Below are 25,222 nucleotides of genomic sequence, written 5' to 3' on the forward strand. Positions count from 1 at the left end.
GCCTATTGAGAATACAAGGTCCTGCGATGAAAGAGACCATGTGCAACCAAACAGATACAACAAAAGCGAGCAGTAGTGAGATCAGCCTTATGGATAATGAAAAATTCAGTGAACTCATTTCACAAGTCGGCCGACTCTCGAGCGAGCAATTAATTCGTCTCGAGCAAGAGCTGCATTTACGTCGTACTCAACCTCAAACCATATTGACAGAGGATGAGTTAGACGCCCTTCAAGCCCTATTCCGCGAGCAGGACTAACCGCTTACGCCTCAAGATTGGCTCTTGGCCCAGCTTTGCATAAACCCAACCAACTGATTGAGCCCAACGCTGCGAAACTTATTTTTGTGCAGCACAATCGAATACTCACGCGTCAAAGGCCTGTCCAACTTCACTCTTTGTAGCTTCTGTGCTACTCGACTCGCATCAAGCGATAAGTTTGATAAACAGCAAAAACCCAATCCCGCACTGACACCATTGATAATGGCTGTTGCAGAGTTAAATTGATAGAGCTCCCCCCAACTCGTGAGTGAAGGGGAAACGTGTTTAATGAAATACTCGCGACTGCCTGAACCATACTCCCTCAACAGCCACTGTTGATCAGATAGCTCATCTAAACTCATTGGTTTATCCATACTCAATGTGCTATTGGGCGGACAAGCAATCACCATTTCATCACTGGCAAAAGGCAACGCCACTAAGTCTGAATGGCTCACCTGCCCCTCAGTTAAACCAATGTCTAACTTAAATTCAGCTACCTGGTCACACAAGGATTCATGATTGGTAATTTGAATGTTTGGATCAATCAAACCAAGTTTATCCCCCTGCAACCCGGCATCCTGATATTGCGCATTCAGCGCAGCTAAGATTGAAGGTAGCATGTGATTTCCAATGGTTTGACTTGCTCCCAGTTTCAACCCTGCCAGGGACGAGTATTCTTTTTGCCCCAACTGCTCGATTTCTGCATGCCTAGCCAGTAATTCATCCGCTAAGGGTTGTAACTGTTTGCCTTGATGATTGAGCTGAAGTCGATTATTAATGCGATCAAACACAGTATGCCCGAGTTGCTTCTCCAGCTCCGAGATAGCAATGCTGACCGCTGCTTTTGACAGGTAGAGTTTTGCCGCAGCATCACTTAAGCTGCCTGACTGTGAAACATGCAGAAATATCGTCAACTGACGGAGTGTGATTCCTGAAGCCATCGTTAAATTCTATTAAACATTGATAAAATAAGTTTAAATTTATTTAAACTTATTTTCCATGTATTATGCTCTCATTCTCTCGATACCCATCGCAGCACTCTTGAAAAGCAATCAAACTTTACCTGGTATTCACCACTGGTGATTAGATGCTGGACTGCACAGGAGCAGGACTTTAGTTCCTCGAATAAATGAACATGAATAAACGAACCCTTTTTTACATCGTCGGACTCCTGTGTCTCACGCCTTGGATTTCATCGCCTATGGCGTTAACCCTGGGCTTTGCTTTGTCCTCTTTTGGCATGGTGCCAACCCAATTCCCGGTTAGCAAATGGACCAAAAAACTACTGTCTTACTCAATTATTGGTCTTGGCTTTGGCATCAGTCTTGAGCAGGCCCTCGTCGTGACCGGTGACGGTATTGGTCTGATTGTCACTAGTATTGCCGCCACCTTTGCCTTAGGTATGCTGCTGGCGAAGCTGCTGCAACTCGACACGGTCCTGAGTTATTTGATCTCTGCGGGAACTGCGATTTGTGGTGGTAGTGCCATAGCTGCCGTCGCGCCAGCCATCAAAGCCAAAGACCAGCAGATAGGGCTTGCTCTCGCCACTATCTTTGTCCTCAACTCGATTGCTCTATTTATCTTTCCGGTCATAGGGCATGCCTTGAATTTAGACCAAGTCACCTTCGGTCAATGGGCAGCTATCGCCATACACGATACTTCCTCAGTTGTGGGAGCGGCGTCTGCCTATGGTGAACAAGCGCTGCTCACCGCGACCACCCTCAAACTTGCGCGAGCGCTATGGATTGTTCCCGTCGCTTTTGTCAGTGCGCTTATTTTTCGCAGCGACAACGGCAAGGTGAGCATTCCATACTTTATCCTCTTCTACTGCCTCGCGATCTTGATCAGTGATTGGCTTCCGCAGTTTGAGTTGATCTATTCGGGTATCTTCTCTGTAGCCAAGCAAACACTTGTGTTGTGTTTGTTCCTGATCGGCTCTGGCATCTCTATTGATAACCTCAAAGCAGCCGGCATTAAGCCAATGGTGCTTGGCATCAGCTTGTGGTGTTTTATTTCGATTGGTTCATTGATTTGGCTGATGTGAGATATACCCAAGTGACCTCAAGATGTATATTGGCTCCCTTCGGGCAAGTTTACTTAGCTGAAACTGCATCTTGGGGTTGCTTGGGTATACGACAAAGTTGCGCTGATGAACCGATAGTCTCATCAATAACCAATAAAAGCCGTCAATTAGTGATCTTGCACGCGCCACACCTGGGTATTTTTTGACCAAAAACAATCTTTTCTAAGTTCAGCTAAGGCATAACTTTTAAATAGATGAATTTGTATAAACTTTCCGCGGGGTAAAGGCGATGAAGATAGCTTTTGAGAGGTTGAAGTTATTAACCAACCAGTTATGTGAGACTGAGGTCTCTTCACCAGAAACACAAGCAGCGCGAACCTATGCTTACGGTCTCTGTTGTGAGCTTGGCTCGGTCAAAACCGAGCAAGAGTTTGAACGAGGATTACTCAACAACCTGTATCTAAGCATGCCAACAAAGACGATAGAGAAGGCGCAAAACCAACTGCTCGCTGCTCAACAGTACCACCTAGCAGAGAAATGGCAGAAATTGATGTCTAACTTACAAATGCGTTACCAAGATCAAAAACGCGCCAATCGACACTTTGCCAGACATCTGTAATACGGATGAGTTTGCTGACTCAATTCACTTAAATCGACGCACTAACTGAGAGGTTATTTGAGGTGATATTCTGGGTGTTTTTCGGGGTACTATAGCGTGCGATCGATCATACATCCAGAGAGTAAAATGTAACGGTGCAGCAAACTCACTCTTGTCTTCTATACTGTGATTAGCGATGCAAAACCAACGGTTACGAAAGGAGACACTATGTTAGGTGAAGTACACTCTCTCAATAACGACTTTCCTGAGCACGAAGCTGCGATCAACAAACTTAAAGAGACCGACGCAGACTTTCTCAACAGTATGAAGGAGTACGATGCGATCGATAAGCAGATCCGCACCCTTGAACTTAACGGTGCCCCAATTGGCGATGACCAGATGCACCAGCTCAAGCATGACAGAGCGGTATTGAAAGACTCACTGTATAAGCGCTTAGTTAACGGTAAATAGCGCTTTTTTTTTACGCCATAATGTTAGATCGAAATAAGCCAAGCCATTCGCTTGGCTTATTTGTTTTTACAGCTGGTTTGCTCCGTTAAGCACTGCAGCCACTTTTGATGATAAGCTTGCATTCGGGCTGGCTGGTAGAGGCGCGTCAACCAAGTCATCCCCCCGCGTTGAGTAGCCTCGGTGATCACGCGGCTCCCTTGCTCTAACGGCTCAATCACCCAGGCATGATACATTTCAGTGCTGCCCAGCCGACCCTTCCAAGCGATGCGCTGCAAAGGCTGGTACTCAACAACCGTGCAGTTATAGGCAAGCCAACCCGCCTTCCACAGAAACGCAGTTCCCCGCTCCAGAGAGTGTCCATCGCCATGAATGATCTGTACCGATGTTTTGCTGTGCTTCCAGCCCGGCCAGCATGCTGCGTTAACCAAACAGCGCCAGATCGTTTCAGGTGAATTGTCACTGATCACCTGGCTTTTGACATGAATACGCGCATTTCGCGGGTGATAGTAATCTGGCCAATAGATAGATGTTTGCTCTGACATAGCGAATCTCTTACATAACGTCGTAAGTTAAGGCTAAGACAATGACTGGTATTTGCCAAATTCGACCAAGCCAGTCTAACTAAAGTCAGGTACCAACGCATCCACCAAACGGCCTGACGCGAAACGTTCAGAGTCCCGCGAGTTTGGTCGGCAGAGCTCACGGGGCATAGTGTTGGCCGATACGAAAAAAGGAGCGCAACGCGCTCCTTTGTCAACTAGTCAGTAGCGACTTACTCGGTATGGTAGCCTGATAGCACTTGACCAATTTCGCCTGAAGCATTGCCAACCTGCGCCACACCCTCTGCACTGCCGCTGATCTGCTTCTTCATACTGTTGGCATGATTGCGAACATTGCTAAGTTGCTCTGCAATATCGCTTGCTACGGCGCTCTGCTCTTGTGCGGAGCCAGAAATCTGTACGCTCATTGCAATCATAGAGCGAGCTGACTCCGCAATTCGGCTTACGTCACCGCCGATTTCTGCCACCAAATCACTACTGGTCTGCGCCTGTTGTACCGTTTGATCAGTAATCGTCGCGATACTCTGGCTCTCTGCCTGAAGTTTTTCAATCATCGTCTGGATTTCAACAGTTGCTTGCTGGGTACGACCAGCAAGGGTGCGAACCTCATCAGCCACAACCGCAAAACCACGCCCTTGCTCGCCAGCACGAGCTGCTTCGATCGCCGCATTTAGAGCCAATAGGTTGGTCTGCTCTGAGATAGCGTTGATGGTCGTGATCACCTCATTAATCTGAGTTGTGCCGTTATTGAGGCTTTCAACCGAGATTGAGGTTTGCTTGATTAGCTCACTTAGGTGACTAATTTCCTGCATCGATGACACAACACGCTGCTGGCTAGATTCGACGTACTCGGCGTCTTTCTCCGTCTGTTCTGTTGCCTGATTGGCAACCATTGCTACTTCTTTTGATGAAGCCGTCATCTCTTCCATTGCGGTCGCGACGGAATCAAGCGAAATACACTGATCATCGATTTCAGACTCGTTCTTGGCCACTACATGAGTAAACATCTCAGACAGATTATCCAAGTTATTGGCATTGCCTTTGACCACGTTGATCAAATTAGCCAGCTTATCCATCGCAGAGTCAAGCTCACAACCAATCGTGCCAAATTCATCGCGACCCGATCTAAGCCCCAAGCGTGAGGTCAGATCCCCTTGAGAGATCTTCTTGGTTGTGTTGTATAAGATCCACAATGCACCATTAATAAACGACGTAATCCAATAGCAAAACAGCGCAAACGGTAAAATCCATAACAGGCTCAGCAATAGCGTATTACGTGCCTCTTGTTTCACCAATGAATAATCCGCGGAATAATCATGACGTACGCGAACATACTCCCCAGAAGCGAGTCGAGCGCTGGCAGTAGCTGTATGGCCGTCAAATCTTGAGGGTGATGCATTGCGAGTGATATCGATATTTTGTGGCAAACGCGTTTGATCATTGCCTATTACAGCGGCTATCCCTTCCGCTCTTGCTTGAGTGCTTGCGACAGCTTGTTGCTCAAAAGAAGCTAATTGAGCAGAGTAGCGTCCTGTCGCCAGCGTCAGTGTTGCAGCAAGGAAGATCGCTGATAACAACCACATCTTATCGTTAATTGACATCTTAACGAACAGAGCATCGATCGTTCTAAAAGGGACATATTTCATAGATTTTCCAATAATTTCGTCAACAGCTTGGATTTAACGCTCAAATACTAGACTTGATAAGCGTGTCCTTAAACAGAATAACACTATGACCTCAAAACATTGCTTTCAGCATTCCGAGGAAAAAGGGTCTAATTTATTTCAACGTCGCTAATCTATCAAAACTTAATAGAGCAATCTATGTTACTCATGCTAATTGTGCACTGTAAGAGCAACTGAGTGACTAACATGACAAAATTTAATCAAATTAAGGAATTATACGCAGGAAAACTATTTTGAGAATGAGATAAAGTGGCTTGCAAGATCCCACTTCATCTCGATTACTGTGGGTTAAACTTAACGTTTTTCAATCAGCGGCTGACCTTTAAAACTTACTTTATCCCAACCATGGAGAATAAAGTTACGAATATTGGCGTGGTCATCACCTGAAGGATTGCCCAACACGTCAATGCGGTAGTAATCACCAAAACAGCTTAGTGTCTGCTCTTTGCTCAAACCTTGCAGTTGACCAAAAGCGAGAATTTTACACGAGCCGTTGTTTGTCCCAGCTAGGTTTTCCACCGCACCATTAGTAAAATCCGTTGGCGTGAAATCATACAAGGCATCAATGACTGCCATGGTCTCGCTAAATTGAATCTCAGCGGGCTCGTTGTTAAGTCGTTCAATAAATTGTGTTAGTGGCATCTCGGGTTTCCATTGCGTTTTTTCCAAGCGCTAATACTAAACGCCAGTCAAAAACAAACGCAAGCCAATTTGTCTAACACTAACTACACTTTTACTCTAGTGGCCTAAAGATAACCTTGCAGTGAGATGGGTAATGTCAACTTCCAAGCTAATATCGGACGTGTTTTATCAACTAGAGCAGCATTATGGTTATTTTATCTGGTGGCCGAGTACCAGCCCATTTGAGGTGATGGTTGGAGCGATTCTGGTGCAGAACACCAACTGGCGCAACGTAGATAAGGCCCTCAACAATTTACCCTCTCCCCTCACCCCACAGGCGATAGAAGGTATTGAGCAAGACGAGCTTGCAAAGCTGATTCGCTCAAGTGGCTATTACAATCAAAAAGCAATTAAACTCAAGTCTCTACTTGCGTGGTTTAAGCAATACAACTATCAAGTCGATCCACTGCTGACTCGAGATGTGACGGGATTGAGAGCAGAGCTGCTCAAGATCAAAGGTATCGGTAATGAAACCGCCGATGTGATCCTCACCTATGCGCTAAATAAACCCTCGTTTGTGATTGATGCTTACGCAAGACGGATCTTCAGTCGCTATGGCCTTGATGTGCCGAAAAATTATGACCACTTTCGCGCAATGATGGATAGCGCCTTATCCCACCAACGCGATAAGTATGACTACTTTCATGGACTGATGGTAGAACACGGTCAGCAGTTTTGTAATAAGGCGCCAAAATGTGCTGAATGCCCACTAACGCTGTTGTGTCAAAAAAGGCTAGAGAACTAGCCTTTTTATTAACGTGTTTATCAGCGTGTTTATCAGCGTAGTGTGCTCAATTAGAAGCCTTTCCAAGGCACCAACTTTTTCTCAAGGTAGCGCATCAAAAGGTCAAACGCATAGGCAATCACACCAATGATGATAATCCCCGCGATCACCACATCCGTGACGAGAAACTCGGCGGCGTTAAGCACCATAAATCCGATCCCAGCCTCAGCGGCGACCATCTCACTCGCAACCAGCGTCGTCCAACCAAAACCGATACCAATTCTTAACCCGGTTAATATCTCTGGCAAGGCACTTTTAATGATCACATGATAAAGCACTTGGGCTTTACTCGCGCCCATCGAGTACGCCGCCTGGATCTGCTCACTGCGCGCCGAGTTGACTCCCGCTCGAGCACTCAGCGCAATCGGGGCGAACATCGCAAGATAAATCAGGGTCACTTTGCTGGTTTCATCAATACCAAGCCAAATAATCACCAAAGGCAGATATGCCAAAGGCGGTAGTGGGCGATAGAACTCAATCAATGGGTCAAATATACCGCGAACCCAGACATTGGCGCCGATTAAGATACCAATTGGCACCGCGGTGACTACCGCGAGGAAAAAGGCACCAAACACACGGCTTAGGCTCGCACTAAGGTGCTCGGCCAATGAAACGCCAGAGAAACCATTGACCACTAAGTCAAAGAAGCGTTCAATCACCGCACTCGGAGACGGAAGGAACAGCGGTTTCACCATTCCCATCTCTGTCACCAACGCCCACAAGCCGATAAAAAAGCAAGTCGCCAAAACAGACACCAAGCGTGAATCCCCTTGCCCGGGCTCACCATAGTAATTCCCCTTGGTTAATGTTCTGCGTTTAATCGCCTGGATAAGAACAAAAAACGGGGGCGTCTTGTGTAGTTGACTGTCCTGTTTTTGCTCAGGTTCAGTGCTTGGTTTTTGGCTGGTCTCCGCGCTCCCTGCCGAAATCTTCGTCTCTGTCGCTAACAGTACGTCACTCATACTAGGCTACCTCCGGCACTTCGTCTTGGTGAATAATGGAAAGGATTGTCTCACGCATCTCGATAAAGTCCGGCATAGACTTGACTGCCCTTGCATCTCGGCACTCTAAAAAGCGTCGGTTAAAATCTAACTCGAAGCTGTGGGTGATCCGTCCGGGTCTTGGTGACATCACGATCAAGCGTGAGGCCATAAACAGCGCCTCTTCCACACTGTGGGTAATGAAAAACATCATCTTGTTGGTGGCCTGCCACGCATCGAGCAACAGCTCTTGCAGCGTTTCTCTGGTTAAAGCATCGAGTGCGCCTAACGGCTCGTCAAGCAAGAGAATACTTGGGTCGTTAGTCAAGGCTCGTGCAATGCCGACACGCTGTTGCATCCCGCCGGAGAGTTGATAAACCTTGTGATGATGGAAATCCTCAAGCCCAACCAACTTTAAGTACTTCGCCGCGCGATCCAAGCGCTGCTTCTTGTCGACCCCTCTGAGCTTTAAGCCAAAAGCGGTGTTTTCAATCACATCCAACCAAGGAAATAACGCATGCTTTTGAAACACAACACCTCGATCAGCCCCTGGTCCTGTGATTTGGTCGCCAATTTCACGCCCCATGCTGACTCGTGGTAAACCTTCAATTGATGAATTACCCAGGGTCAAGTAGCCTTCCGTTGGGGGAATAAACCCAGCCATCAGATTAAGTAAGGTCGTCTTACCACAACCTGAGGCACCGAGTGCAACCACCAGCTCGCCTTGCTCAATCTCTAGGTTGACACCTGAAAGAGCACGCACCGGCTCACCACCTTGATGATCCTCATAGATCACTGAGACATCTTGAATTTTTAATGTTTTTTCTGCAGTCATACGTTACTTCCTTGTCAGTACGTCCTTGTCGGTATTAGCAGGTTAGGCCATTACTGAGACACAGCCGCAGCCGCATAACTTGGGTTGATAAATACACTGTAGTCAGGCTTAAGTGCAGAGATCTTTTTCTCTTTAAGCAAGAACTCTGAGGTGGCCTTAAGCGCTTGGCTAGCACCGCCTTCTGCGCCGCAGCCTAGCCACTGACATGACAACTGCGTCTCAACATCCAAGAACTCATAAAGGCTCATTGCTTCAACCACACCCTCTGGTTCGCCACCGGCAAGCTTGGCAACCGATACTGCCATTGGGTCTTGCGCAGAGAAGCTGTCTTTACCCGCGCGGTACTGTTCATCCACACCGGCAACCACAGAGATAAATTGAGTGACAAATTCAGGGTTAGCGGCAGCAAACGCTTTATTAGCGATCATGCCATCAAAGGTTGGTTTACCCCAGGCACTAAGCTGCTTAGAGCTGATCAGTACACGACCGTCTTGCTTGATTTGACCCAGAGCTGGATCCCAGATAAACGCACCATCGATATCGCCACGTTGCCACGCTGCCATAATCGCGTTCGGTTGCATGTTGATCAGTTTGACATCGCGCTCAGTCAAGCCAAACTGCTCAAGGGCAAACAACATATGAAAATGGGTTGTTGAGACAAACGGTACGGCAATGCGTTTACCCTTAAGATCCGCCGGTGAAGCAATGCCGCTACCCTCTTTAACTACCAAGGCTTCTGCATCGGCGATGTTTTCCATCACCCACACCAACTCCATATCGACACCGTTGCTGGCTGCACTCGCAATTGGGCTTGAGCCTGCTACTGTCATATCAACAGCACCCGCCGCCATTGCAGTAATCGCACGCGCGCCTGAATCAAATTTGCGCCACTTAATATCGTAGCCAGTTTCAGCCTCAATCAATTTTTGGTCGATGGCAAACTTCATTGGGTTGTACATGCCCTGATAACCGATGGTCACTTCCTTTGCCGCCCAGCTATTGAATGAACACAATAGCGCTCCGAGAAGCACGGTTTGTTTTACTAGTTTATTTTTCAGAGACTTAGTTAGTAATCTATTCATGTCTACGTCCTCATATGCTGTATGACATCTTTACCCTAAGACTTTGATCACAGATTCGGTAGGGCCAACTAATTTCTTTATTGGTCCAGATGTGCACTATGGTGAGGCACTAAAATAGTGCAACCACATTGGAGGGGCGAGGGGCGGGTACGCTTCGCTACGGGGTTCGAGGAGTTTAGTGGGTAGGTGTGCTTACCGCGCCCACCCCTCACTCCTCAGAGGGCGTTAGCCCGAAACTCGCACCTTAATTACAGGGGCGAGGCGCGGGTACGCTTCGCTACGGGGTTCGAGGAGTTCAGTAGACAGGTGTACTTACCGCGCCCACCCCTCGCTCCTCGGAACGAAGTGTAACCCGCTCCTCGAACCTAAAAAAAATGCCCTAGTTGGAAACTAGGGCATTTTTTAGCTGGGATAGCAAAGTGTTTTGGATAGTTAAGCTGTTGTCGTCGGTACTTTGTCTTTAATTGCTGCGGTCACCGCTTCGATGATCACATCGGCTTGCTCTAGGCTCAAGGTTAGCGGTGGGCTTATGCATAGAGTGTTGTTAAAGCGTGCGAATGAGCGGTTGGTGCGGCCGATGATGACGCCGCGTTGCATGCAGTTGGCGACCACCTCTGCGACCAGCGATTCTGCTAGCGGCTCTCGGGTTGCTTGGTCTGCGACGAGCTCAATGCCAATAAGCAGCCCTTTTCCTCGCACATCTCCGACGATAGGTAACTGCTCCTTAAGCAAAGACAGCTTGGCTAAGAGATATTCTCCGACCATTTGGGTGTTGCTCACCAACTGCTCTTCTTCAATGATCTTGAGGTTTTCTAATGCCGCGGCTGGCCCCATAGTACAACCACCAAAGGTACTGATGTCGCGGAAATAGTCGTATTTATCGCCTGGGTTCTGGCTAAATTGCTCGAAGACTTCCTCTGTTGTTACGGTACAAGAGATAGCGGCGTACGCAGAAGCCACACCTTTAGCCATAGTGACAATATCTGGCTTGAGGCCATAGTGCTGATAGCCAAACCATTTGCCCGTGCGGCCAATACCACACACGACTTCATCAACATGAATGAGAATATCGTACTGCTGGCAGATACGCTGCACTTCTTGATAGTAACCTTCTGGGGGGGTAATCACGCCGCCACCCGCCGTAATAGGTTCGACCACAATCGCGCCCACGGTGTCTGGGCCTTCACGCAAGATCACTTCCTCAAGGGCACGTGCTGCCTTCAAGCCATAGTCTTCACTCGAATCAAACTGGCTACGATACTCGCAACAGTGAGGAAACTCGACAAATCCAGGCGTAAACGGACCATATTGCTCACGTCGCTCCTCTTGCCCGGTTGAGCTTAGACAAGTAATCGTCGTGCCGTGGTAATCACGCTCACGATAGAGAATTTTGTTCTTCTTGCCACCATATTTCTTATGCGCGATCTGTCTGACTATTTTGTAAGCTTTTTCGTTTGCCTCGGAGCCTGAGTTTGAGAAATACACTCGGCTCATCCCCGGCATTTTCTCTATCAGTTTATTAGCAAACTCCGCCATTACCGGTGAGCCAGCGGTGCCAGCAAAGTAGTTAAGTTGCATGGCTTGCTGCTTGATCACTTCCGCGATGCGCTCACGACCATAGCCAACGTTGACGCACCATACACCACCAGAGCTGGCATCAAGATAGCGTTTACCATTAATGTCCCAAATATATTCCGCTTTACCATGCGACATGATCAACGGCGCTTGGTCCTTAAACTGCGCGTGTTGCGTCATATGATGCCAAACATGGGATTTGTCCCACTGCTTGATTTGCTCGACACCTTCAGCGCTAAGCTGAACCTGAGTTGATTGTCCGTAATCCATAAGCCCTCCTGCCTTTTGTTACAACATAGGCAATCGACTCAGACTTGGGTTAGATCCAGAATTGGCTATTTATGGTGACAAAAAATCACAGGTGCGGGGCGCGGGTATCACTTCGTTCCGAGGAGCGAGGTGTCCACAACGCGTGTTAAACTCCTCGCACCTCGTAGGGCAAAGCCCGTACCCGCGCCCCGCCCCCTAGCCTTCCACGTCTTAAAAAGTTTATTGGCACGCTTGATGCACAGTTTAAATTAATGATTAAAATAACAACGTTTAAGGCTAGGTAATGAAGAGTGATTTACTCCTGCATATCCAGTTTTCGCCTGAGCGGAGCTTGCAAGAGCAGATCAGGGAACATCTGTTGGAAGCGATGCGCAATGGGGTTTTTGAGGGGAAAGCGCTGCCCTCGTGTAGAAAATTAGCATCAATGCTACGTGTTTCGCGAAATACCGTGGTTTTAGTCTACGATAGGCTGGTGGATGAAGGGTATCTAGAGGCGCAACAGCGTAGTGGCTACTACCCAAATGCGGCGGCGTTTGAGCCCAATACTTGTGGTACTGCCCCGAGTATCAGTGACAATTTTGGTGCAAAACCCGCCCATTTTTGGGCAAAGCGAGTCAAAAAAGACCTTTCAAGTCAACGTAATATCGTCAAAGCGAAAAACTGGCAAGACTACCCCTATCCGTTTTTGTTTGGTCAGCCTGATCATTCGCTGTTTCCTTTAAGTCATTGGCGCGAGTGTTGTCGCTTGTCCCAGCGCTCAGGGGTGGTGAAAGACTGGATCTCAGACTCCATCGACAGCGATGATCCTGCACTGATTAAACAGCTACAAAACAACGTATTACCCAAACGCGGCATCCAAGCACATCACGAAGAAATTTTGGTCACGATCGGCACACAAAACTCACTATTTTTGCTCGCTCAATTGCTCTCTGACCAAGACACATGCTTAGGGGTTGAAGAGCCTGGTTATCCCGATGTACGCAATATTTTCTCGGCACATGGCGCACGAATCGTGCCACTGGGCATTGATTGCCAAGGTGTCGAGGTCAGTGATCAGCTTAAGCAGTGTGACTACGTCTATGTCACTCCCAGCCACCAAGTCCCCACTAACGTCACCATGTCGATGGCAAGAAGAGAAGCGCTGTTGGTCGCGGCTGAAAAGCATGACTTTATCATTATCGAGGATGACTATGAGAGTGAGGTCAACGTGCTGCACCAGGCGAGCCCTTCACTAAAAAGTCTCGATACTAATGGACGCGTCATCTATATCGGCAGCCTTTCCAAATCCCTCTCGCCCGGGCTTCGACTCGGCTACATGGTCGCTGAGCGCCCGCTGATTGATGCAGTGCGCAGCTTACGCCGCCTGATGTATCGCCATGCGCCAGCCAATAATCAGCGCACCTGCGCACTTTTCATTGCGCTTGGGCATTACGACAGTTACCTACGCAAACTGAAAAACTGCTACCAAGAGCGCTGGAGCATCATGCGCCAAGCGATCGAGACCCACCTGCCACAATGCATCACCACGGACTCCGTCGGCGGCAGCGCATTTTGGTTAAAGCTGCCCAAACACACCAACTGCGAAACCTTCACCCGCCAAGCCAAGGAGCTCGGCGTGCTCGTTGAACCGGGCACAGTACACTACGCCCGCTTTCACATCGACAGCCGCAACCACATCCGCCTCGGCTTCTCAGCGATTGATACTGATAAGATCGAAGCGGGGATTAGAAAACTCGCCCAACTAATTTAAGAGCGAGTTTCACTGCGTTCCGGGGTTCGGGTTACACTTCGTTCCGAGGAGCGAGGATTTCACTGCGCGCTTCAAACCACTCGCACCTCGTAGGGCAACGCCCGTCCCCGCGCCTCGAACCTTTTATTTCGCGACTTGCTCAATAAAATCCACCTCAAACACCCGTTGGCCATAACGGGCTTCGAAATCGGTAATCGAACCTATGGTTGGGGAGATTAATAGTACGATTGAATCCGGGTTGTTTTCGTCGCCTTCGCTGTCAAACCAATCGAAAGTCTGCTTGAACTTATCTCTTATATGGCGGTTTTTCTCGGCGCCTACCCAGCCTAGGTTCTCTGCAATCCCGTGGAAGGAAAAACCATCGATACCTGCGATGGTGACATCATTGTTGTGCTCGATCTGAAGCACCTTGTTAGATTGTGCATCGGTCGAGACGTAAAAATCTCCATCCTCGTAGTAGGCACACAGCATTCGATTTGCTGGGCGTGGTTTACCCTCAACACCGGGCTCTAAAGAGATTGTTGCGAGCGCTATGATGATTTCTTTGCCATTGCCACAACACTCATCCATCAGTTTAATCGCGTCATCATACTTGCTCATCATTACATCCTTCTAATATAAAGCGCACGATAGCCGTGCTTTTCTGGTCTATCAATTAAAGGGGGATACACTCAAACCAGCCTGTAGCTTGTTTGGTCTATCAGGTAACGTGCCACTCAGATTACGATTGACGCGAGGAAAGGCCCTATGATTTGGATCAATTGCTCTATATAAACAAACATCGGGTAATCAATAATTTGCACTGGCGCAAAGGTGATGAATTTATAGCCAAACCTCCTATCCGAGTTATAAGCTTCAGTTTGTGACCGCGATCTGATACCTGAGTGATTTGTCTGAAGCTGCACCTTGAGGTTACTTGGGACTATGTTAGCATCGCGCGACATGCTGTTATTTATGGGAAAGAACTATGTCGTCAGACTTTTATGGCTCTAGTGCGGCTTATGCGCGCAAGGAATCCGACTATCGAGAGAAGGCACTCAAGCTTTATCCTTGGGTATGTGGCAGTTGTGCGAGAGAGTTTGTCTATTCAAACTTGCGTGAGCTCACTGTGCATCACAAGGATCATGACCATACCAACAATCCTGAGGACGGCAGCAATTGGGAGTTACTCTGCCTTTACTGCCATGATCATGAGCACAGCAAATACCTTGAGCATGATCGATACGGTAGCGAGATCAAACCGGGTGAGGACGACCATCAAAGTGCGACCTATAACCCATTTGCTGATTTAGCCAATATGATGAAAAAGTAAGGTTGATCCTATTTTTCGCCAGGTGAGCGGCCCGTTGCCCCTCACCTGCTATTGTCTATCTCATCATAAGAGATAGTAATTAGTAGATATCCAACCAGGTGGCAAAATCATCAACATCATTGATTTGGTCAAGCTTTAATATCCATATCAGCTCAGCAACATCCGAGAAATCAACGCCATTTTCCTTAGCGATCATAGGGTTTAAATACCGCCCGTCTAAACCGTTATATTCGTGGGCAATATCAAAGGCCAGCTTCCAGGATTCACCATGTACTGGATTGCTTTTGATGACCTCAACAAACTTTGCGTTAACCTCATAAAAACCAGCCGTGCTGTTAGTTCTCACATTGCCATCCTCAATTCGATGATAAGAGATATGCTGTTTAACAAACGCTAAGTCGGCTGGTGTGGTTTGCTCTTCATTCCAGTCACTGTGCTGAACAATATGCACGTGTGCTTTTAACTCCGCGGGCGATAGATGTTCTTGCAGCAAAGCAACCCAAGCCGCTGACACATCAGACTGCCCAGCCTCCATTACCCAAACATTGCCGCCAGCAGAGATGGTTTGCTTGGCTTTGGCGTGAATTGCCTGTGCGGCTTTTGGCTTGTTTTCATGTGCATCGACCCAGTTATCACTGAACACCAAATTAAACAGCTCAGGGCTGGGAATATAGAGCTTGCCTTGTCTGCCATAAGCGCCTGCGACGGCTAAGTAATCGATATTACTTGGCTCGAGTTTCTTCAACATACTGCCGACCGCCGCAATTGACATAATATCATCCGCATCTGGGTTGCTATCAAACTGCAGTAGCAATAAATCTGCTTTGGGGTCAAAGTCGGGTCTTGATTCTACACTCGCCGAACTATGAAACGAAAAGGCGATAAAACTCAAACAAATTAGATTAATAAACCACTGCTTCATTGAAACTTCCTTATTTTTGTTAATAGATACTCTGCAAATGACGGAAAAGAGCCGGCCCTTCTAAGGCCACTTTACTTAATTTTAACCTGAATATTGACTTTAAAGTCAGTAACTTGGATTCACCCAAGCATCTATCTATTTTGTATCAGATGACGGAATCAATATACCAATATCGTAATTGTTGACCAAATTCACCGATCCAAAGCACATTATTGGTTTTCCAATATTAGCGAAAAGAGTTTTGCTCGATAGAGTAAAACTCAGTAATGCACGGCTAACCATTAACAATGAACACACTAGGTAAACGAATAATGATGCGTAGAAGAGAGTTTTTGAAAAAATCATCAGCCGTTGGTTTGTGCGGCCTTCTTCCTGTGCCTATCTCTATGGCACAAATAATGAGTGACGTTTCCTCTCGGCAAGATTCAGCTGAGACAGCCTTATGGCAAGACGCCAGCGCAAGCCCTGAAGAACGTGCTGCTGATTTAGTCTCCCGAATGACGGTAGATGAAAAAATCAGTTTTTTTGGCTCCAGGATCCCAGAAAGTGAGCGACTAGGTTTACCCTACTTTGAGTGGTATGGGGAGGCGCTGCATGGACTCATCGCCTGGAACTGCACCCAGTTCCCACAAAATATTGCCATGGGCTGTACTTGGAACCCTGACTTAATGTTTGATGTTGCCACAGCCATTTCTAACGAAGCACGCGCACTGAAAAATGTTGGAGAGAAAGAGTTGATGATGTTCTCACCAACGGTGAATATGGCGCGCGATCCTCGCTGGGGAAGAAATGGCGAGTGCTATAGTGAAGACCCTCACCTGATGTCGGAAATCGCCCGTATGTACGTACGGGGCATGCAGGGTAACGACCCTAAACATCCCAAAACGGTTACCACGGTTAAGCACTTCGTCGCCAATAACATCGACACAGGTCGCAATCGAATCCATTCAAATATCAGTGAAAAAGAGCTCTATGAATACTATTTCCCGGCTTATAAGACGTGTATTGTCGATGAGGAAGCGACGGGAATGATGATGGGTCTGAACGGTCTCAATGGCGTTCCGTGTTGCGCTCATGACTGGTTGATCAATCAGGTATTGCGTGATGAATGGGGCTTTAAAGGCTATGTGATCGCGGACTGGACCGGGGTTCGTGGTCTTGAGATCAATATGCACTACGCCAATAGCCAGCCTGAAGCCGCGGCAAAAGCCCTCAAAGCGGGTGTTGACCAAGAGTGTTTCAGAAACGCAGAAAGACTGGCGCCGATGGTATACGCGCTAAAACCGGCACTCGAGCAAGGTCTGATTGAAGAGAGTGAGCTCGACGTTTCGGTTCAAAGGCTGCTGCGCCTGCGCTTTATGACCGGAGAATTTGATGATCCTGCCTTATCACCTTACTCCAATATTCCTAAATCTGTCCTTGAATGTGACGCCCACATACAGTTAGCCAGAAAAGCCGCTGAGCAATCCATCGTCATGCTCAAAAACGACAATGCGCTACCGCTAAGCAAAGATCTCAACAGCATCGCTATGATCGGTCCGTTTGCTGACCGCTGCTGGCTCGGTATTTACTCTGGATTCCCACGTAGTAAAGTCTCACCTCTAGATGGATTGCGCCAGGTGACTAACGCAGAGATCACCTTTGCAACCGGTTGTGGCGTGACGGAGCATGAGGATGACGACGCCAATATTGCCAAGGCAGTTGAAGCGGCGAAAGGCACTGAGAGCGTCATACTGGTAGTGGGTAACGACTCATCAACCTCGACTGAGAACGTTGACCGCATGTCGCTGAGTCTGCCGGGTAGACAGCACGAATTGATTAAAGCGGTGCAAAAGGTCAATAGCAACATCACCCTAGTATTGGTTCCAAGCGGTCCAACGGCGATTTCATGGGAACAAGAGCACATTCCAGGTATTGTTTGCGCATGGCCTAATGGCCAAGAGCAAGGAAACGCGCTGGCTGACGTCCTGTTTGGCAACGTCAACCCAAGTGGCAAACTCTGCTCAACCTGGTTTAATTCCGAAGCTGACCTGCCCGATTTGCACGACTACACCATCGAGAATGGCCGCACCTACATGTACTTTGACGGCAAACCTCTATATCCATTTGGCTATGGCTTGAGCTACACCAATTTCACTATCGAAGATATCTCCTTGAACACGACTTCTGTCGCGGCTCAAGCCAAGCTTGTGGTCTCTGCAACCGTCTCTAACAAGGGTAAACGAGATGGAGATGAGATAGTCCAAGTGTATGTCAAAGACCCTAACTCAAACAAAAAGCAAGCGCTGAAAGGCTTTAAGCGTGTCAGTGTTGCCGCAGGGCAAACTGTGCCTGTTGAAATCACGCTCCCTTATGAGGCGTTTTCTCACTATGATACCTCGGATAAAGAGTATGTCGTCTCACCTGGTGACTTTGAGATCCGTGTCGGTAGCTCAAGCGTGGATATCGCCGCAACCAAAACAATCCAGGTTGCCGGAGGTGTGCTACCTGTTGCAAGAGTGGGCGCAAATAAGAGTGGCTATTTCATCGCGGATGATCCCAAGCGCCAATTGGCTTGGAACTATCTGTATCCGAATAATCAGGGCATGACCACCGCGGCGACTGAGGGTGATGAGGCCCTTGGCTGGGTAGAGTACGAGATAACCTTCCTTGATCCGGGCTTTTATGTCGCCACATGGGATGCCACACTCAACTTCGAATCTGCATCGAAAAACGCAGTGATCGAGACCTCTATTGGCGGCGCCAAAATCGCCTCTTACCAATTGAAGCAAAAACTAAATCAGCCGATTAAAATCCCAATTCCACCAGAATACGGCAAACCGGTTCGTTTACGAGTCAGCACTTTGGCAGGTGATGTGAAAAACCACTCCATCCAAATCACACCACCAGGCGAAGTCCCAGCATTCGTAATCAACAAAACCGCCGCACAATCAAGCTAAGCCCAACCCAGGCGAGCATCGAGAAGAAGCAAGAGTCATCTATCCTCGACTCTCGCCTCTCGATTCTCGCCTCTTGTCCACAACACTCTTCGATTACGAATCACTTAAAACACCCGTATCACTCAACTTAATCGATAAAATAAGGTTCACGCTCTTGGGCAAGCTTCACCCGCTCTTGGTACAAGCTGTCATAAAAGTTGCTGATAGTCTTTTTATACGGATAGCTCTGCTGAAGAATCGTTTGCGTATTGTCCGCATTCCAGGCGTTCCACAACTCAGCGAGCTGTTGCTGCACCATAGGCTCTTGACCATAGATATCATGCTGCTCATAGGGATCATTGACCATATTAAACAGGGATTTACCTTGAACCCCAGGGTCTGTCACACCTTTGCTTGTGACCTTGGGAAAGCCTTGAGACAAGTACTTATGGGTCGGTGTGCGCACTGCCCAAATATGGTCACCCTCTTCAAAGCGCCAAAACAGCGCATTGTGTGGCGAGCCCTGTTTCGTTCCCTGGATATAAGGGATAAGGTTTTTCCCCTCCAGTTTCATCTCCGCTGTATCGATTCCGGCAATACTCAGTGAAGTAGCGGCTATATCTAAAGCGGAAACCAAACCATCAAAGTGGGTGTCCTTGGCTATCGCATCAGGCCAGTGGGCGATAAACGGGACATGCACTCCTCCTTCCAACAGCGCCACCTTACCACGGCGAAAGGGGAAGTTATCCGCCCAATCAGATTTGGGTTGCCAAGCTTCAGGGTAGACCCCACCGTTATCAGATAGAAAGAAGATTAGGGTATTATCCAATTCATAGGTCTGCTCGAGAGAGTCAATGATCATCCCCACGCCTTGATCCATCGAGTCCACCATCGCAGCATAAATTCGCCGTCTTCTATCTTCAATATGCGCGTATTTCGCCACATCTTGCTCTAATGCTTGCAATGGCGCATGAGGCGCATTGTAAGACACATATAGCATGAAGGGCTGCTTACCCGCGCTATCTTGAATAAACTCAGCAGCCTTACGGCTTAAGGCAGTGGTCAGATACTCATCGAAAATCGCGGGCTTGCCATTTTCCACCATCGGCATCCAGTACTCGTTGTGGTGCCCTACGGCGACCCCGTCAGGAAAGTAGTTATGCCCACCACCAAGAAAACCATAAAAGTAATCGAAACCGCGATTTTGCGGCTGAAAATGCAGTGCGCCACCAAGGTGCCATTTGCCCACCATACCGGTTCGATAGCCCGCGGTTTGCAGATGCTCAACAAAGGTAGTCTCGGACAGCGGTAATCCCATATGCGGGTCTTGAGGCGCATAAGTGATGTTATTTTCCATGCCAAACCTGGCTTGGTATCGACCGGTCAATAATCCCGCGCGTGAGGGCCCGCAGTATGGGTGCGTCACGTACCCATTGTGAAAAATAACCCCATCGTACGCCAAACGATCAAGATTAGGGGTTTGAATTTGCGTTTCTCCAGTAAAACCCACATCGTTATATCCCAGATCGTCCGCCAGAATAACTATGATGTTGGGAGCTAAATTATCAGCCGCTAGCACGGGTGACGGCGTAACACTAGCCAGCGCGATAACAACAGATAAAGTGACCTTTGTACTCGACAATTTCATTCCCTTCCCTCTTTTATTTATCGACTACGATGATAACTACACTAACGACTCAATCACGCCATCGCACATCGGTCAATCTTTCCTGCCATTTTGGTTAACCATAATAACAACACATATCATCAAGAATAACCACAGCGAATCTAACCTGTGACTTAAGCATCCTTTTGCCCAAGAAACCAATCAGTTACCAAAGCCAACCCAAGGGTAGATATCGCCACCTGATGCCGTTATTTTTCCACTGCCCCAAAAATTTACTCTAACTGGTACTAACACACCCCTGGCCAAATCGGCGACCATCAAGCTAAAGAACGATTGATGTAAATGGGGTTAATAAAGTGCTTGAGGTCATCATCATCGCTACGCTGCTGATCGCGGGTTTCTTACGTGGCTACACCGGGTTTGGGTTCTCTGCATTAGTGATCCTGGTGTTATCAAGCTTCTACCCCGTTGCTGAGATGGTTCCTGCGGTGTTACTGCTTGACCTAATCATATCGCTGCCCCTAGTCGCGCGTAGCTGGCAGCAAACCGATTTACAAAAGCTCTCCCCACTGCTGTGGGCAACAGGTCTGGGCGTCCCTTTCGGTTATTTGCTGCTCAGTTACTTACCAGATCCGATATTAAAACTAGTGGTCCCCGGGGCCATCTTGGTTCTAGCACTGATGACCCATAGCCAAAACCGGATAACTCAATGGCTTTCGCGATCGGCTTGGCTGTGTGGTTTTATGTCGGGTTGGACCACCAGCGCTGTCTCTGCTGGCGGTGCGCCAGTGGTTATCTATATGCGCCAAAGCAACCTGCCACTTGCCGAGCAGCGTCATTGCTTAATCAGCTACTTTTTTCTTACCACCTGTCTGGTTGTGGGCTGTAGTTATTCCCTCACAAGGCAGTGGCATTTGCTCCCTGATCGTCCAGTTGTCTATGGTCTAGCCGCTTTATCTGCACTGCTTATTGGACAATGGGCACAGCGCAAAACCGATCATCCACTCATTCACCATGTGGCGTTCTACTTAATGCTCTCGCTCTCGGCGATCTCTTTGCTGCGCGCATTGTGGATGCTTTAATCGATAAGGATATTAACTATGACTACACCCAGCGTATTTATTACTGGTGCCACCTCTGGCTTTGGTCAAGCGGCTGCACGTCGCTTTGGTGAGCAAGGCTATCAACTGATCTTAACCGGTCGACGTCAATCACGCTTGGAAGCACTGGCTGATGAACTTGGACAATACTGCCGGGTACACATTGCCAGTATGGATGTGCGCAATCAATCGGACGTGACCGACGTCATCGAGATGTTGCCGGCTGAGTTTAGAAATATTGAAATCTTGATCAATAATGCCGGACTGGCCTTAGGCGCAAGCCCTGCCGATCAAGCCAGCCTTGATGACTGGCACACCATGATAGACACCAATGTCACCGGGTTGGTTAATGTCACTCACGCGCTGCTGCCTACCCTACTCAAGCAGCCGAAAGCAACCATTATCAACCTTGCGAGCATCGCCGCCAATTGGTGCTACCCTGGCGCACACGTTTACGGAGCGAGCAAGGCGTTTGTCGCACAGTTTTCGCGTAATCTACGCTCAGACTTTGCAGGCACTGGTTTGCGTGTCACCAGCCTTGAGCCGGGTTTATCAGAGAGCGAATTCAGCTTAGTCCGCTTTAACGGCGATCAAGACAAATACAACCAGATTTATAATGGCACCAACCCACTGCAACCCGAAGACATCGCCGACATTATGCTGTGGATAGCCGAGCAGCCAAGCCACATCAATATCAATAATATTGAGGTCATGCCAACCAGCCAGGCGTGGGACAACTTTAAAGTCGTCAAGGCTTAATACCAACCATAAATAACAACGCACCTTATATTTAAGGTGCGTTGTTTCTTCTCATCAAACTCCGGCAACCTGCCGTTTTTTTAATTTAAGCTTATTCTAGCAAAGAAATATCTAGGTTAATCTGAACTCTCATTACCAGTTAGCAAGAGTTCTGCAGCAAAGACACCGTTGCTAAACGCCAAACCAATCACCGCCGCAATCGAGGCATATTTCCAGGCAATAACAATCATCCAAACTTTGTGAAGAATAGCTAATAACATCGTGATACTCCCAATAACTAACATCTGTTTTCAGTATACCGTTACCCCCACGTAACAACGCACTTGCGGTGCAAGTTGAACATTGAATTAGGGTGAGTATTCATTGTTGTGACAGTGAACATGCTTCTTGCAAAGTGAAACGCAAGCGATGATTTTAACGCTACTCAATAACCTCGAATCGATCACATGAAATGCAGGTGAGCAATTGAGTCACTGAGCCTGCGCCTAAACATCTGTAAGTCATAAAAAAAGGCAAAGGGTTTAGCCTTTGCCTTTAGTCTTGCGAAATGGCGTTTAGCGCTTAGCCAGTTTGCGCACGTCTGAACTAAACTCGAACGTTTGCAGCGTAGTACTGGTCACAAAGCCACCACGATCTGGGAACGTAATCGCAATTTCATTGTTCTTTTTCAGTAGCTCGTTTGGCACATCAATCTCTAGCATGCTAAAGAATTGAGGACGATGTTCCTGTCCATCACCGGTGTGTTTCGCTGGTAGCTCTAGTTGCGTACCGTTGAACGTCACGACTGGTTTTTGAGACTTGTTGTGCTTACGTCCGAAGCTTAAACGAAGTACCGCTTCACCAAACTCATTGGCTTGAACATCGTTGATGTTAAAGTTGATCGCCTGGTTCTTCTTAATTGGCTGATGGTAGCTGGTCGCGTAGTACTTACGCTCAACCGACTTCTCTTCAATCTCAATTGGGTTCTTGAACACATACTCAAGGATCATTGAGCCTTCAGGATCGATTGCTAGCTTCTCAGGCTTGTTGGTGTAAGACGTCTCGGTCAGCTTGATCTCACCATCAACATAGTGCAGTTGCTTAACCTTCAAGCTCTCGAATTCAGCACCTTGGACATTAAGCAGATTAACCGAGACTTCAGCAGGCTGATTCAATACGTTCGCGATAGCAACATAAGCCTTGTTACCATCAACGTAGCTATCGACCATGATATCTTTATCAACCGATTTAGTATCGACACGCGTACCGTTGACATCAGACCACAACTCATAGAACTTGATGATATCGGTGTAGATGTAGTGACTACCCTTCTCACCTTTCTTCTCGTCGTTATGACGCATAATACGCCATGGGTAGTTACGACCCTCCTCGCCGTGCCACTCCGCTTTAGTCAAACTAAATGGAATCGCTTTAAGGATCTGATCCGGCTTGGCCATAAACTGCATCATCATCGAGCTAAACGATCGCATGGTTTGCCAGTCGTTGCGTGCTGACCAAGTCTCTTTCTCGGTTTTATGGTCACGACCGCCGTACTCAGAGATCATAAACGGCTTCACTTCACCCAATTGTAGGTATTGATACTGCTCCATCATATCCATAGTGGCTTCGATACGACCACCACGGAAGTTCACCTCACCCTTGTCGCGGCCAAGGTAACCAAAGTCATACAGGTGAATCGACATAAAGTCCATGTGCTCGCCGCTGGTATCGATAAACAGCTTCATGCGCTCTTCCCAACGATCAAAGTTGCGATCATCAAACCATGGGAATGCTGTGGTGTAGCCGCCAATCATCACAGAGTCATCTTTGACGTGCTTACGGAATGATTCTGCCACTTCATTATGGTAAATAAAGGTATCGATTGGGTCATTACCGTGGACTGTCACTAACTCGTAGAGGGGCTCATTGAGGATTTCAACATACTTCGGACGTTTGTGACCTTTGGATGGATCTTCATCATCCTCACGATAAAACTCGTTAATGAATCTACCCATAAATTCACCGACTGCATCGGTGTTTTTAAATGTCCAGCCACCCTTTCCGGTGTGCTCACCAATCCAGAACTGGTGCGTTTGTCCGCCGATCATGACCTCAAAGCGGTCATCATACTTGTGGTGCTTCGCCAGTTGCTTACCATAGGTTTCAAGACGATGGTGCTTGCCGAGCTCTGCCAAGCTTTTCGGGTCAGCGTAGCCTGGACGATTTGGGTCTTGGTCGACGAGCGTAGCACGCAGCGGCATGGTGCCATTATCGCGCCCAAAATATACATCCAAGTCATCAAGTAAATATTGAAGCTTAACATCCTCACCGCGCCAGTCTGGCTCGGTAACTTTTGAATGCATAACGATATATTTACTACGATCAAATTCAGAAATGCCACCAACCTCATGCTCTACATTAAGGTCAACAAACACTTGCGAACTTGCAACAGCGTAGCCTGAAATAAGTAGGGCGTTCGCTAATAAAAGCGATTTAGACGCAGCCTTCATATAATTTCTTCCTTAGCTAGTTTTATTTTCACATTATTTAACAGACAACAATCTTCACCGGCGAAAGCGCTCCGTCACGCTGAAACCCTAGCTCTAAGACGATAGCTTTGAGGCGATAGTTTCGAGGTGATAGCTCGCCAACATTTCTCGATAAATCCACCCAAAAGCTACCTCGCCGAGACAATCAAACACTTCGTGGTCAACCAAACAACCTTAATACCAGACAATACTCGGTAACCCACATCATTACTCAGGTGTGTAGCACACATGCAACCTGAATTCATGCCAACGCCATCAAATTGTTTAAACCAGTTTATATAACCATCGCCACAAAGGTAAACCAAAAACTGCCACATCTGTTAACCAGATCAACAAGACTCGTTTTTTGTGATCTTACCCTGCTTTTTGAGTGTCGATCTTAGTGGCGTCGAATCGTCTTAATCGGTCAAAAATGAAGTGATTCTTGGGTTAAAAATCCTATTTAAATTTTCTGTAATGTGACATAACTTAAATTATTGAAATAGGGATTAAGCCTATTTCGTTT

Annotated in this window: 23 protein-coding genes; 10 read left to right on the forward strand and 13 right to left on the reverse strand. The window is 47.6% G+C overall.

What is annotated here, in order from left to right; translation table 11 throughout:
- The first annotated feature begins 26 nt into the window (after positions 1 to 26).
- Entirely contained in the window at positions 27 to 257 is a 231-nt protein-coding gene (locus ACSTTG_RS08875) for a hypothetical protein (RefSeq protein WP_438474528.1), read from the forward strand.
- 11 nt (positions 258 to 268) lie between these two features.
- On the opposite strand, the gene ACSTTG_RS08880 is transcribed toward ACSTTG_RS08875, so the two are convergent.
- On the reverse strand, positions 269 to 1,198 hold the full coding sequence (locus ACSTTG_RS08880) for a LysR substrate-binding domain-containing protein (RefSeq protein ID WP_438474529.1): 930 nt from the start codon (positions 1,196 to 1,198) through the stop codon (positions 269 to 271).
- Between the two features lie 194 nt (positions 1,199 to 1,392).
- Here ACSTTG_RS08880 and ACSTTG_RS08885 point away from each other — a divergent pair, with 194 nt between their 5' ends.
- From ACSTTG_RS08885 to ACSTTG_RS08895, 3 genes are all read left to right on the forward strand, one after another.
- Complete coding sequence (locus ACSTTG_RS08885; RefSeq protein WP_438474530.1) at positions 1,393 to 2,301, forward strand: YeiH family protein; 909 nt, start codon at positions 1,393 to 1,395, stop codon at positions 2,299 to 2,301.
- A gap of 268 nt (positions 2,302 to 2,569) precedes the next feature.
- Positions 2,570 to 2,899 (forward strand): hypothetical protein, encoded by a 330-nt coding sequence (locus ACSTTG_RS08890; RefSeq protein WP_438458805.1) that lies wholly within the window; start codon positions 2,570 to 2,572, stop codon positions 2,897 to 2,899.
- Between the two features lie 207 nt (positions 2,900 to 3,106).
- Entirely contained in the window at positions 3,107 to 3,349 is a 243-nt protein-coding gene (locus ACSTTG_RS08895) for an HP1242/YdcH family protein (protein WP_438458804.1), read from the forward strand.
- Positions 3,350 to 3,405: 56 nt separating this feature from the next.
- Here the strand turns inward: ACSTTG_RS08895 and ACSTTG_RS08900 are convergent, their stop codons facing one another.
- The 3 genes from ACSTTG_RS08900 to ACSTTG_RS08910 form a co-directional block, all read right to left on the reverse strand.
- Positions 3,406 to 3,891 (reverse strand): SRPBCC family protein, encoded by a 486-nt coding sequence (locus ACSTTG_RS08900; RefSeq protein WP_438458803.1) that lies wholly within the window; start codon positions 3,889 to 3,891, stop codon positions 3,406 to 3,408.
- 230 nt (positions 3,892 to 4,121) lie between these two features.
- Positions 4,122 to 5,555 carry a methyl-accepting chemotaxis protein gene (locus ACSTTG_RS08905; RefSeq protein ID WP_438458802.1) on the reverse strand — a complete coding sequence of 478 codons (1,434 nt, stop codon included), beginning with the start codon at positions 5,553 to 5,555 and terminating at the stop codon, positions 4,122 to 4,124.
- A 333-nt stretch (positions 5,556 to 5,888) separates the two neighbouring features.
- The gene (locus ACSTTG_RS08910; protein WP_438458801.1) at positions 5,889 to 6,236 is read right to left on the reverse strand and encodes a HopJ type III effector protein; all 348 of its coding nucleotides are present in this window, start codon (positions 6,234 to 6,236) and stop codon (positions 5,889 to 5,891) included.
- Between the two features lie 133 nt (positions 6,237 to 6,369).
- On the opposite strand from ACSTTG_RS08910, the gene ACSTTG_RS08915 reads away from it, so the two are divergent.
- Positions 6,370 to 7,020: an endonuclease III domain-containing protein gene (locus ACSTTG_RS08915; protein WP_438458800.1), complete on the forward strand. Its 651-nt coding sequence runs from the start codon at positions 6,370 to 6,372 to the stop codon at positions 7,018 to 7,020.
- Positions 7,021 to 7,070: 50 nt separating this feature from the next.
- Here the strand turns inward: ACSTTG_RS08915 and ACSTTG_RS08920 are convergent, their stop codons facing one another.
- From ACSTTG_RS08920 to ACSTTG_RS08935, 4 genes are all read right to left on the reverse strand, one after another.
- The gene (locus ACSTTG_RS08920) at positions 7,071 to 8,021 is read right to left on the reverse strand and encodes an ABC transporter permease subunit (protein WP_438474531.1); all 951 of its coding nucleotides are present in this window, start codon (positions 8,019 to 8,021) and stop codon (positions 7,071 to 7,073) included.
- 1 nt (position 8,022) lies between these two features.
- A complete protein-coding gene (locus ACSTTG_RS08925) occupies positions 8,023 to 8,874 on the reverse strand; it encodes a taurine ABC transporter ATP-binding protein (RefSeq protein WP_438458798.1) in 852 nt (283 codons plus the stop codon).
- Between the two features lie 50 nt (positions 8,875 to 8,924).
- Positions 8,925 to 9,956: a taurine ABC transporter substrate-binding protein gene (tauA, locus tag ACSTTG_RS08930; RefSeq protein WP_438474532.1), complete on the reverse strand. Its 1,032-nt coding sequence runs from the start codon at positions 9,954 to 9,956 to the stop codon at positions 8,925 to 8,927.
- Positions 9,957 to 10,388: 432 nt separating this feature from the next.
- Positions 10,389 to 11,801 carry an aminotransferase family protein gene (locus tag ACSTTG_RS08935; RefSeq protein ID WP_438474533.1) on the reverse strand — a complete coding sequence of 471 codons (1,413 nt, stop codon included), beginning with the start codon at positions 11,799 to 11,801 and terminating at the stop codon, positions 10,389 to 10,391.
- Positions 11,802 to 12,084: 283 nt separating this feature from the next.
- Here ACSTTG_RS08935 and pdxR point away from each other — a divergent pair, with 283 nt between their 5' ends.
- Positions 12,085 to 13,551: a MocR-like pyridoxine biosynthesis transcription factor PdxR gene (gene pdxR, locus ACSTTG_RS08940; RefSeq protein ID WP_438474534.1), complete on the forward strand. Its 1,467-nt coding sequence runs from the start codon at positions 12,085 to 12,087 to the stop codon at positions 13,549 to 13,551.
- 123 nt (positions 13,552 to 13,674) lie between these two features.
- Here pdxR and ACSTTG_RS08945 read toward each other — a convergent pair whose 3' ends face one another.
- Positions 13,675 to 14,151 (reverse strand): pyridoxamine 5'-phosphate oxidase family protein, encoded by a 477-nt coding sequence (locus tag ACSTTG_RS08945; protein ID WP_438458794.1) that lies wholly within the window; start codon positions 14,149 to 14,151, stop codon positions 13,675 to 13,677.
- Between the two features lie 367 nt (positions 14,152 to 14,518).
- On the opposite strand from ACSTTG_RS08945, the gene ACSTTG_RS08950 reads away from it, so the two are divergent.
- Positions 14,519 to 14,863, forward strand: coding sequence for a YajD family HNH nuclease (locus tag ACSTTG_RS08950; protein WP_438458793.1), 345 nt, complete (start codon positions 14,519 to 14,521; stop codon positions 14,861 to 14,863).
- 79 nt (positions 14,864 to 14,942) lie between these two features.
- On the opposite strand, the gene ACSTTG_RS08955 is transcribed toward ACSTTG_RS08950, so the two are convergent.
- Positions 14,943 to 15,785, reverse strand: a complete 843-nt coding sequence (locus ACSTTG_RS08955) for a hypothetical protein (RefSeq protein WP_438458792.1) — start codon at positions 15,783 to 15,785, stop codon at positions 14,943 to 14,945.
- A 311-nt stretch (positions 15,786 to 16,096) separates the two neighbouring features.
- Between ACSTTG_RS08955 and ACSTTG_RS08960 the strand changes: the two genes are divergently transcribed.
- Positions 16,097 to 18,724, forward strand: a complete 2,628-nt coding sequence (locus ACSTTG_RS08960) for a glycoside hydrolase family 3 C-terminal domain-containing protein (protein WP_438474536.1) — start codon at positions 16,097 to 16,099, stop codon at positions 18,722 to 18,724.
- A 127-nt stretch (positions 18,725 to 18,851) separates the two neighbouring features.
- On the opposite strand, the gene ACSTTG_RS08965 is transcribed toward ACSTTG_RS08960, so the two are convergent.
- A complete protein-coding gene (locus ACSTTG_RS08965) occupies positions 18,852 to 20,351 on the reverse strand; it encodes a sulfatase family protein (protein WP_438474537.1) in 1,500 nt (499 codons plus the stop codon).
- A gap of 335 nt (positions 20,352 to 20,686) precedes the next feature.
- Between ACSTTG_RS08965 and ACSTTG_RS08970 the strand changes: the two genes are divergently transcribed.
- Positions 20,687 to 21,412, forward strand: a complete 726-nt coding sequence (locus ACSTTG_RS08970) for a TSUP family transporter (RefSeq protein ID WP_438458789.1) — start codon at positions 20,687 to 20,689, stop codon at positions 21,410 to 21,412.
- A gap of 18 nt (positions 21,413 to 21,430) precedes the next feature.
- Positions 21,431 to 22,189 (forward strand): SDR family NAD(P)-dependent oxidoreductase, encoded by a 759-nt coding sequence (locus ACSTTG_RS08975; RefSeq protein ID WP_438458788.1) that lies wholly within the window; start codon positions 21,431 to 21,433, stop codon positions 22,187 to 22,189.
- A gap of 116 nt (positions 22,190 to 22,305) precedes the next feature.
- Here ACSTTG_RS08975 and ACSTTG_RS08980 read toward each other — a convergent pair whose 3' ends face one another.
- Together ACSTTG_RS08980 and ACSTTG_RS08985 are read right to left on the reverse strand one after the other, a co-directional pair.
- Entirely contained in the window at positions 22,306 to 22,449 is a 144-nt protein-coding gene (locus ACSTTG_RS08980; protein ID WP_438458787.1) for a hypothetical protein, read from the reverse strand.
- A gap of 294 nt (positions 22,450 to 22,743) precedes the next feature.
- Entirely contained in the window at positions 22,744 to 24,678 is a 1,935-nt protein-coding gene (locus ACSTTG_RS08985) for a hypothetical protein (protein ID WP_438458786.1), read from the reverse strand.
- Positions 24,679 to 25,222: the final 544 nt, after the last annotated feature.

The sequence above is a fragment of the Vibrio glycogenivorans genome (assembly GCF_051660965.1).
In the GTDB taxonomy this organism is placed as follows: domain Bacteria; phylum Pseudomonadota; class Gammaproteobacteria; order Enterobacterales; family Vibrionaceae; genus Vibrio.

What these genes read in the sequence shown, in the direction of transcription:
- ACSTTG_RS08885 (WP_438474530.1), top strand. Translation starts at nt 1,393, where the DNA reads ATGAATAAACGAACCCTTTTTTACATCGTCGGACTCCTGTGTCTCACG.
- ACSTTG_RS08925 (WP_438458798.1), bottom strand. Translation starts at nt 8,874, where the DNA reads ATGACTGCAGAAAAAACATTAAAAATTCAAGATGTCTCAGTGATCTAT.
- ACSTTG_RS08955 (WP_438458792.1), bottom strand. Translation starts at nt 15,785, where the DNA reads ATGAAGCAGTGGTTTATTAATCTAATTTGTTTGAGTTTTATCGCCTTT.
- ACSTTG_RS08905 (WP_438458802.1), bottom strand. Translation starts at nt 5,555, where the DNA reads ATGAAATATGTCCCTTTTAGAACGATCGATGCTCTGTTCGTTAAGATG.
- ACSTTG_RS08950 (WP_438458793.1), top strand. Translation starts at nt 14,519, where the DNA reads ATGTCGTCAGACTTTTATGGCTCTAGTGCGGCTTATGCGCGCAAGGAA.
- ACSTTG_RS08875 (WP_438474528.1), top strand. Translation starts at nt 27, where the DNA reads ATGAAAGAGACCATGTGCAACCAAACAGATACAACAAAAGCGAGCAGT.
- tauA (WP_438474532.1), bottom strand. Translation starts at nt 9,956, where the DNA reads ATGAATAGATTACTAACTAAGTCTCTGAAAAATAAACTAGTAAAACAA.
- ACSTTG_RS08935 (WP_438474533.1), bottom strand. Translation starts at nt 11,801, where the DNA reads ATGGATTACGGACAATCAACTCAGGTTCAGCTTAGCGCTGAAGGTGTC.
- ACSTTG_RS08985 (WP_438458786.1), bottom strand. Translation starts at nt 24,678, where the DNA reads ATGAAGGCTGCGTCTAAATCGCTTTTATTAGCGAACGCCCTACTTATT.
- pdxR (WP_438474534.1), top strand. Translation starts at nt 12,085, where the DNA reads ATGAAGAGTGATTTACTCCTGCATATCCAGTTTTCGCCTGAGCGGAGC.
- ACSTTG_RS08945 (WP_438458794.1), bottom strand. Translation starts at nt 14,151, where the DNA reads ATGAGCAAGTATGATGACGCGATTAAACTGATGGATGAGTGTTGTGGC.
- ACSTTG_RS08880 (WP_438474529.1), bottom strand. Translation starts at nt 1,198, where the DNA reads ATGGCTTCAGGAATCACACTCCGTCAGTTGACGATATTTCTGCATGTT.
- ACSTTG_RS08910 (WP_438458801.1), bottom strand. Translation starts at nt 6,236, where the DNA reads ATGCCACTAACACAATTTATTGAACGACTTAACAACGAGCCCGCTGAG.
- ACSTTG_RS08890 (WP_438458805.1), top strand. Translation starts at nt 2,570, where the DNA reads ATGAAGATAGCTTTTGAGAGGTTGAAGTTATTAACCAACCAGTTATGT.
- ACSTTG_RS08980 (WP_438458787.1), bottom strand. Translation starts at nt 22,449, where the DNA reads ATGTTATTAGCTATTCTTCACAAAGTTTGGATGATTGTTATTGCCTGG.
- ACSTTG_RS08915 (WP_438458800.1), top strand. Translation starts at nt 6,370, where the DNA reads ATGTCAACTTCCAAGCTAATATCGGACGTGTTTTATCAACTAGAGCAG.
- ACSTTG_RS08960 (WP_438474536.1), top strand. Translation starts at nt 16,097, where the DNA reads ATGATGCGTAGAAGAGAGTTTTTGAAAAAATCATCAGCCGTTGGTTTG.
- ACSTTG_RS08920 (WP_438474531.1), bottom strand. Translation starts at nt 8,021, where the DNA reads ATGAGTGACGTACTGTTAGCGACAGAGACGAAGATTTCGGCAGGGAGC.
- ACSTTG_RS08900 (WP_438458803.1), bottom strand. Translation starts at nt 3,891, where the DNA reads ATGTCAGAGCAAACATCTATCTATTGGCCAGATTACTATCACCCGCGA.
- ACSTTG_RS08895 (WP_438458804.1), top strand. Translation starts at nt 3,107, where the DNA reads ATGTTAGGTGAAGTACACTCTCTCAATAACGACTTTCCTGAGCACGAA.
- ACSTTG_RS08965 (WP_438474537.1), bottom strand. Translation starts at nt 20,351, where the DNA reads ATGAAATTGTCGAGTACAAAGGTCACTTTATCTGTTGTTATCGCGCTG.
- ACSTTG_RS08975 (WP_438458788.1), top strand. Translation starts at nt 21,431, where the DNA reads ATGACTACACCCAGCGTATTTATTACTGGTGCCACCTCTGGCTTTGGT.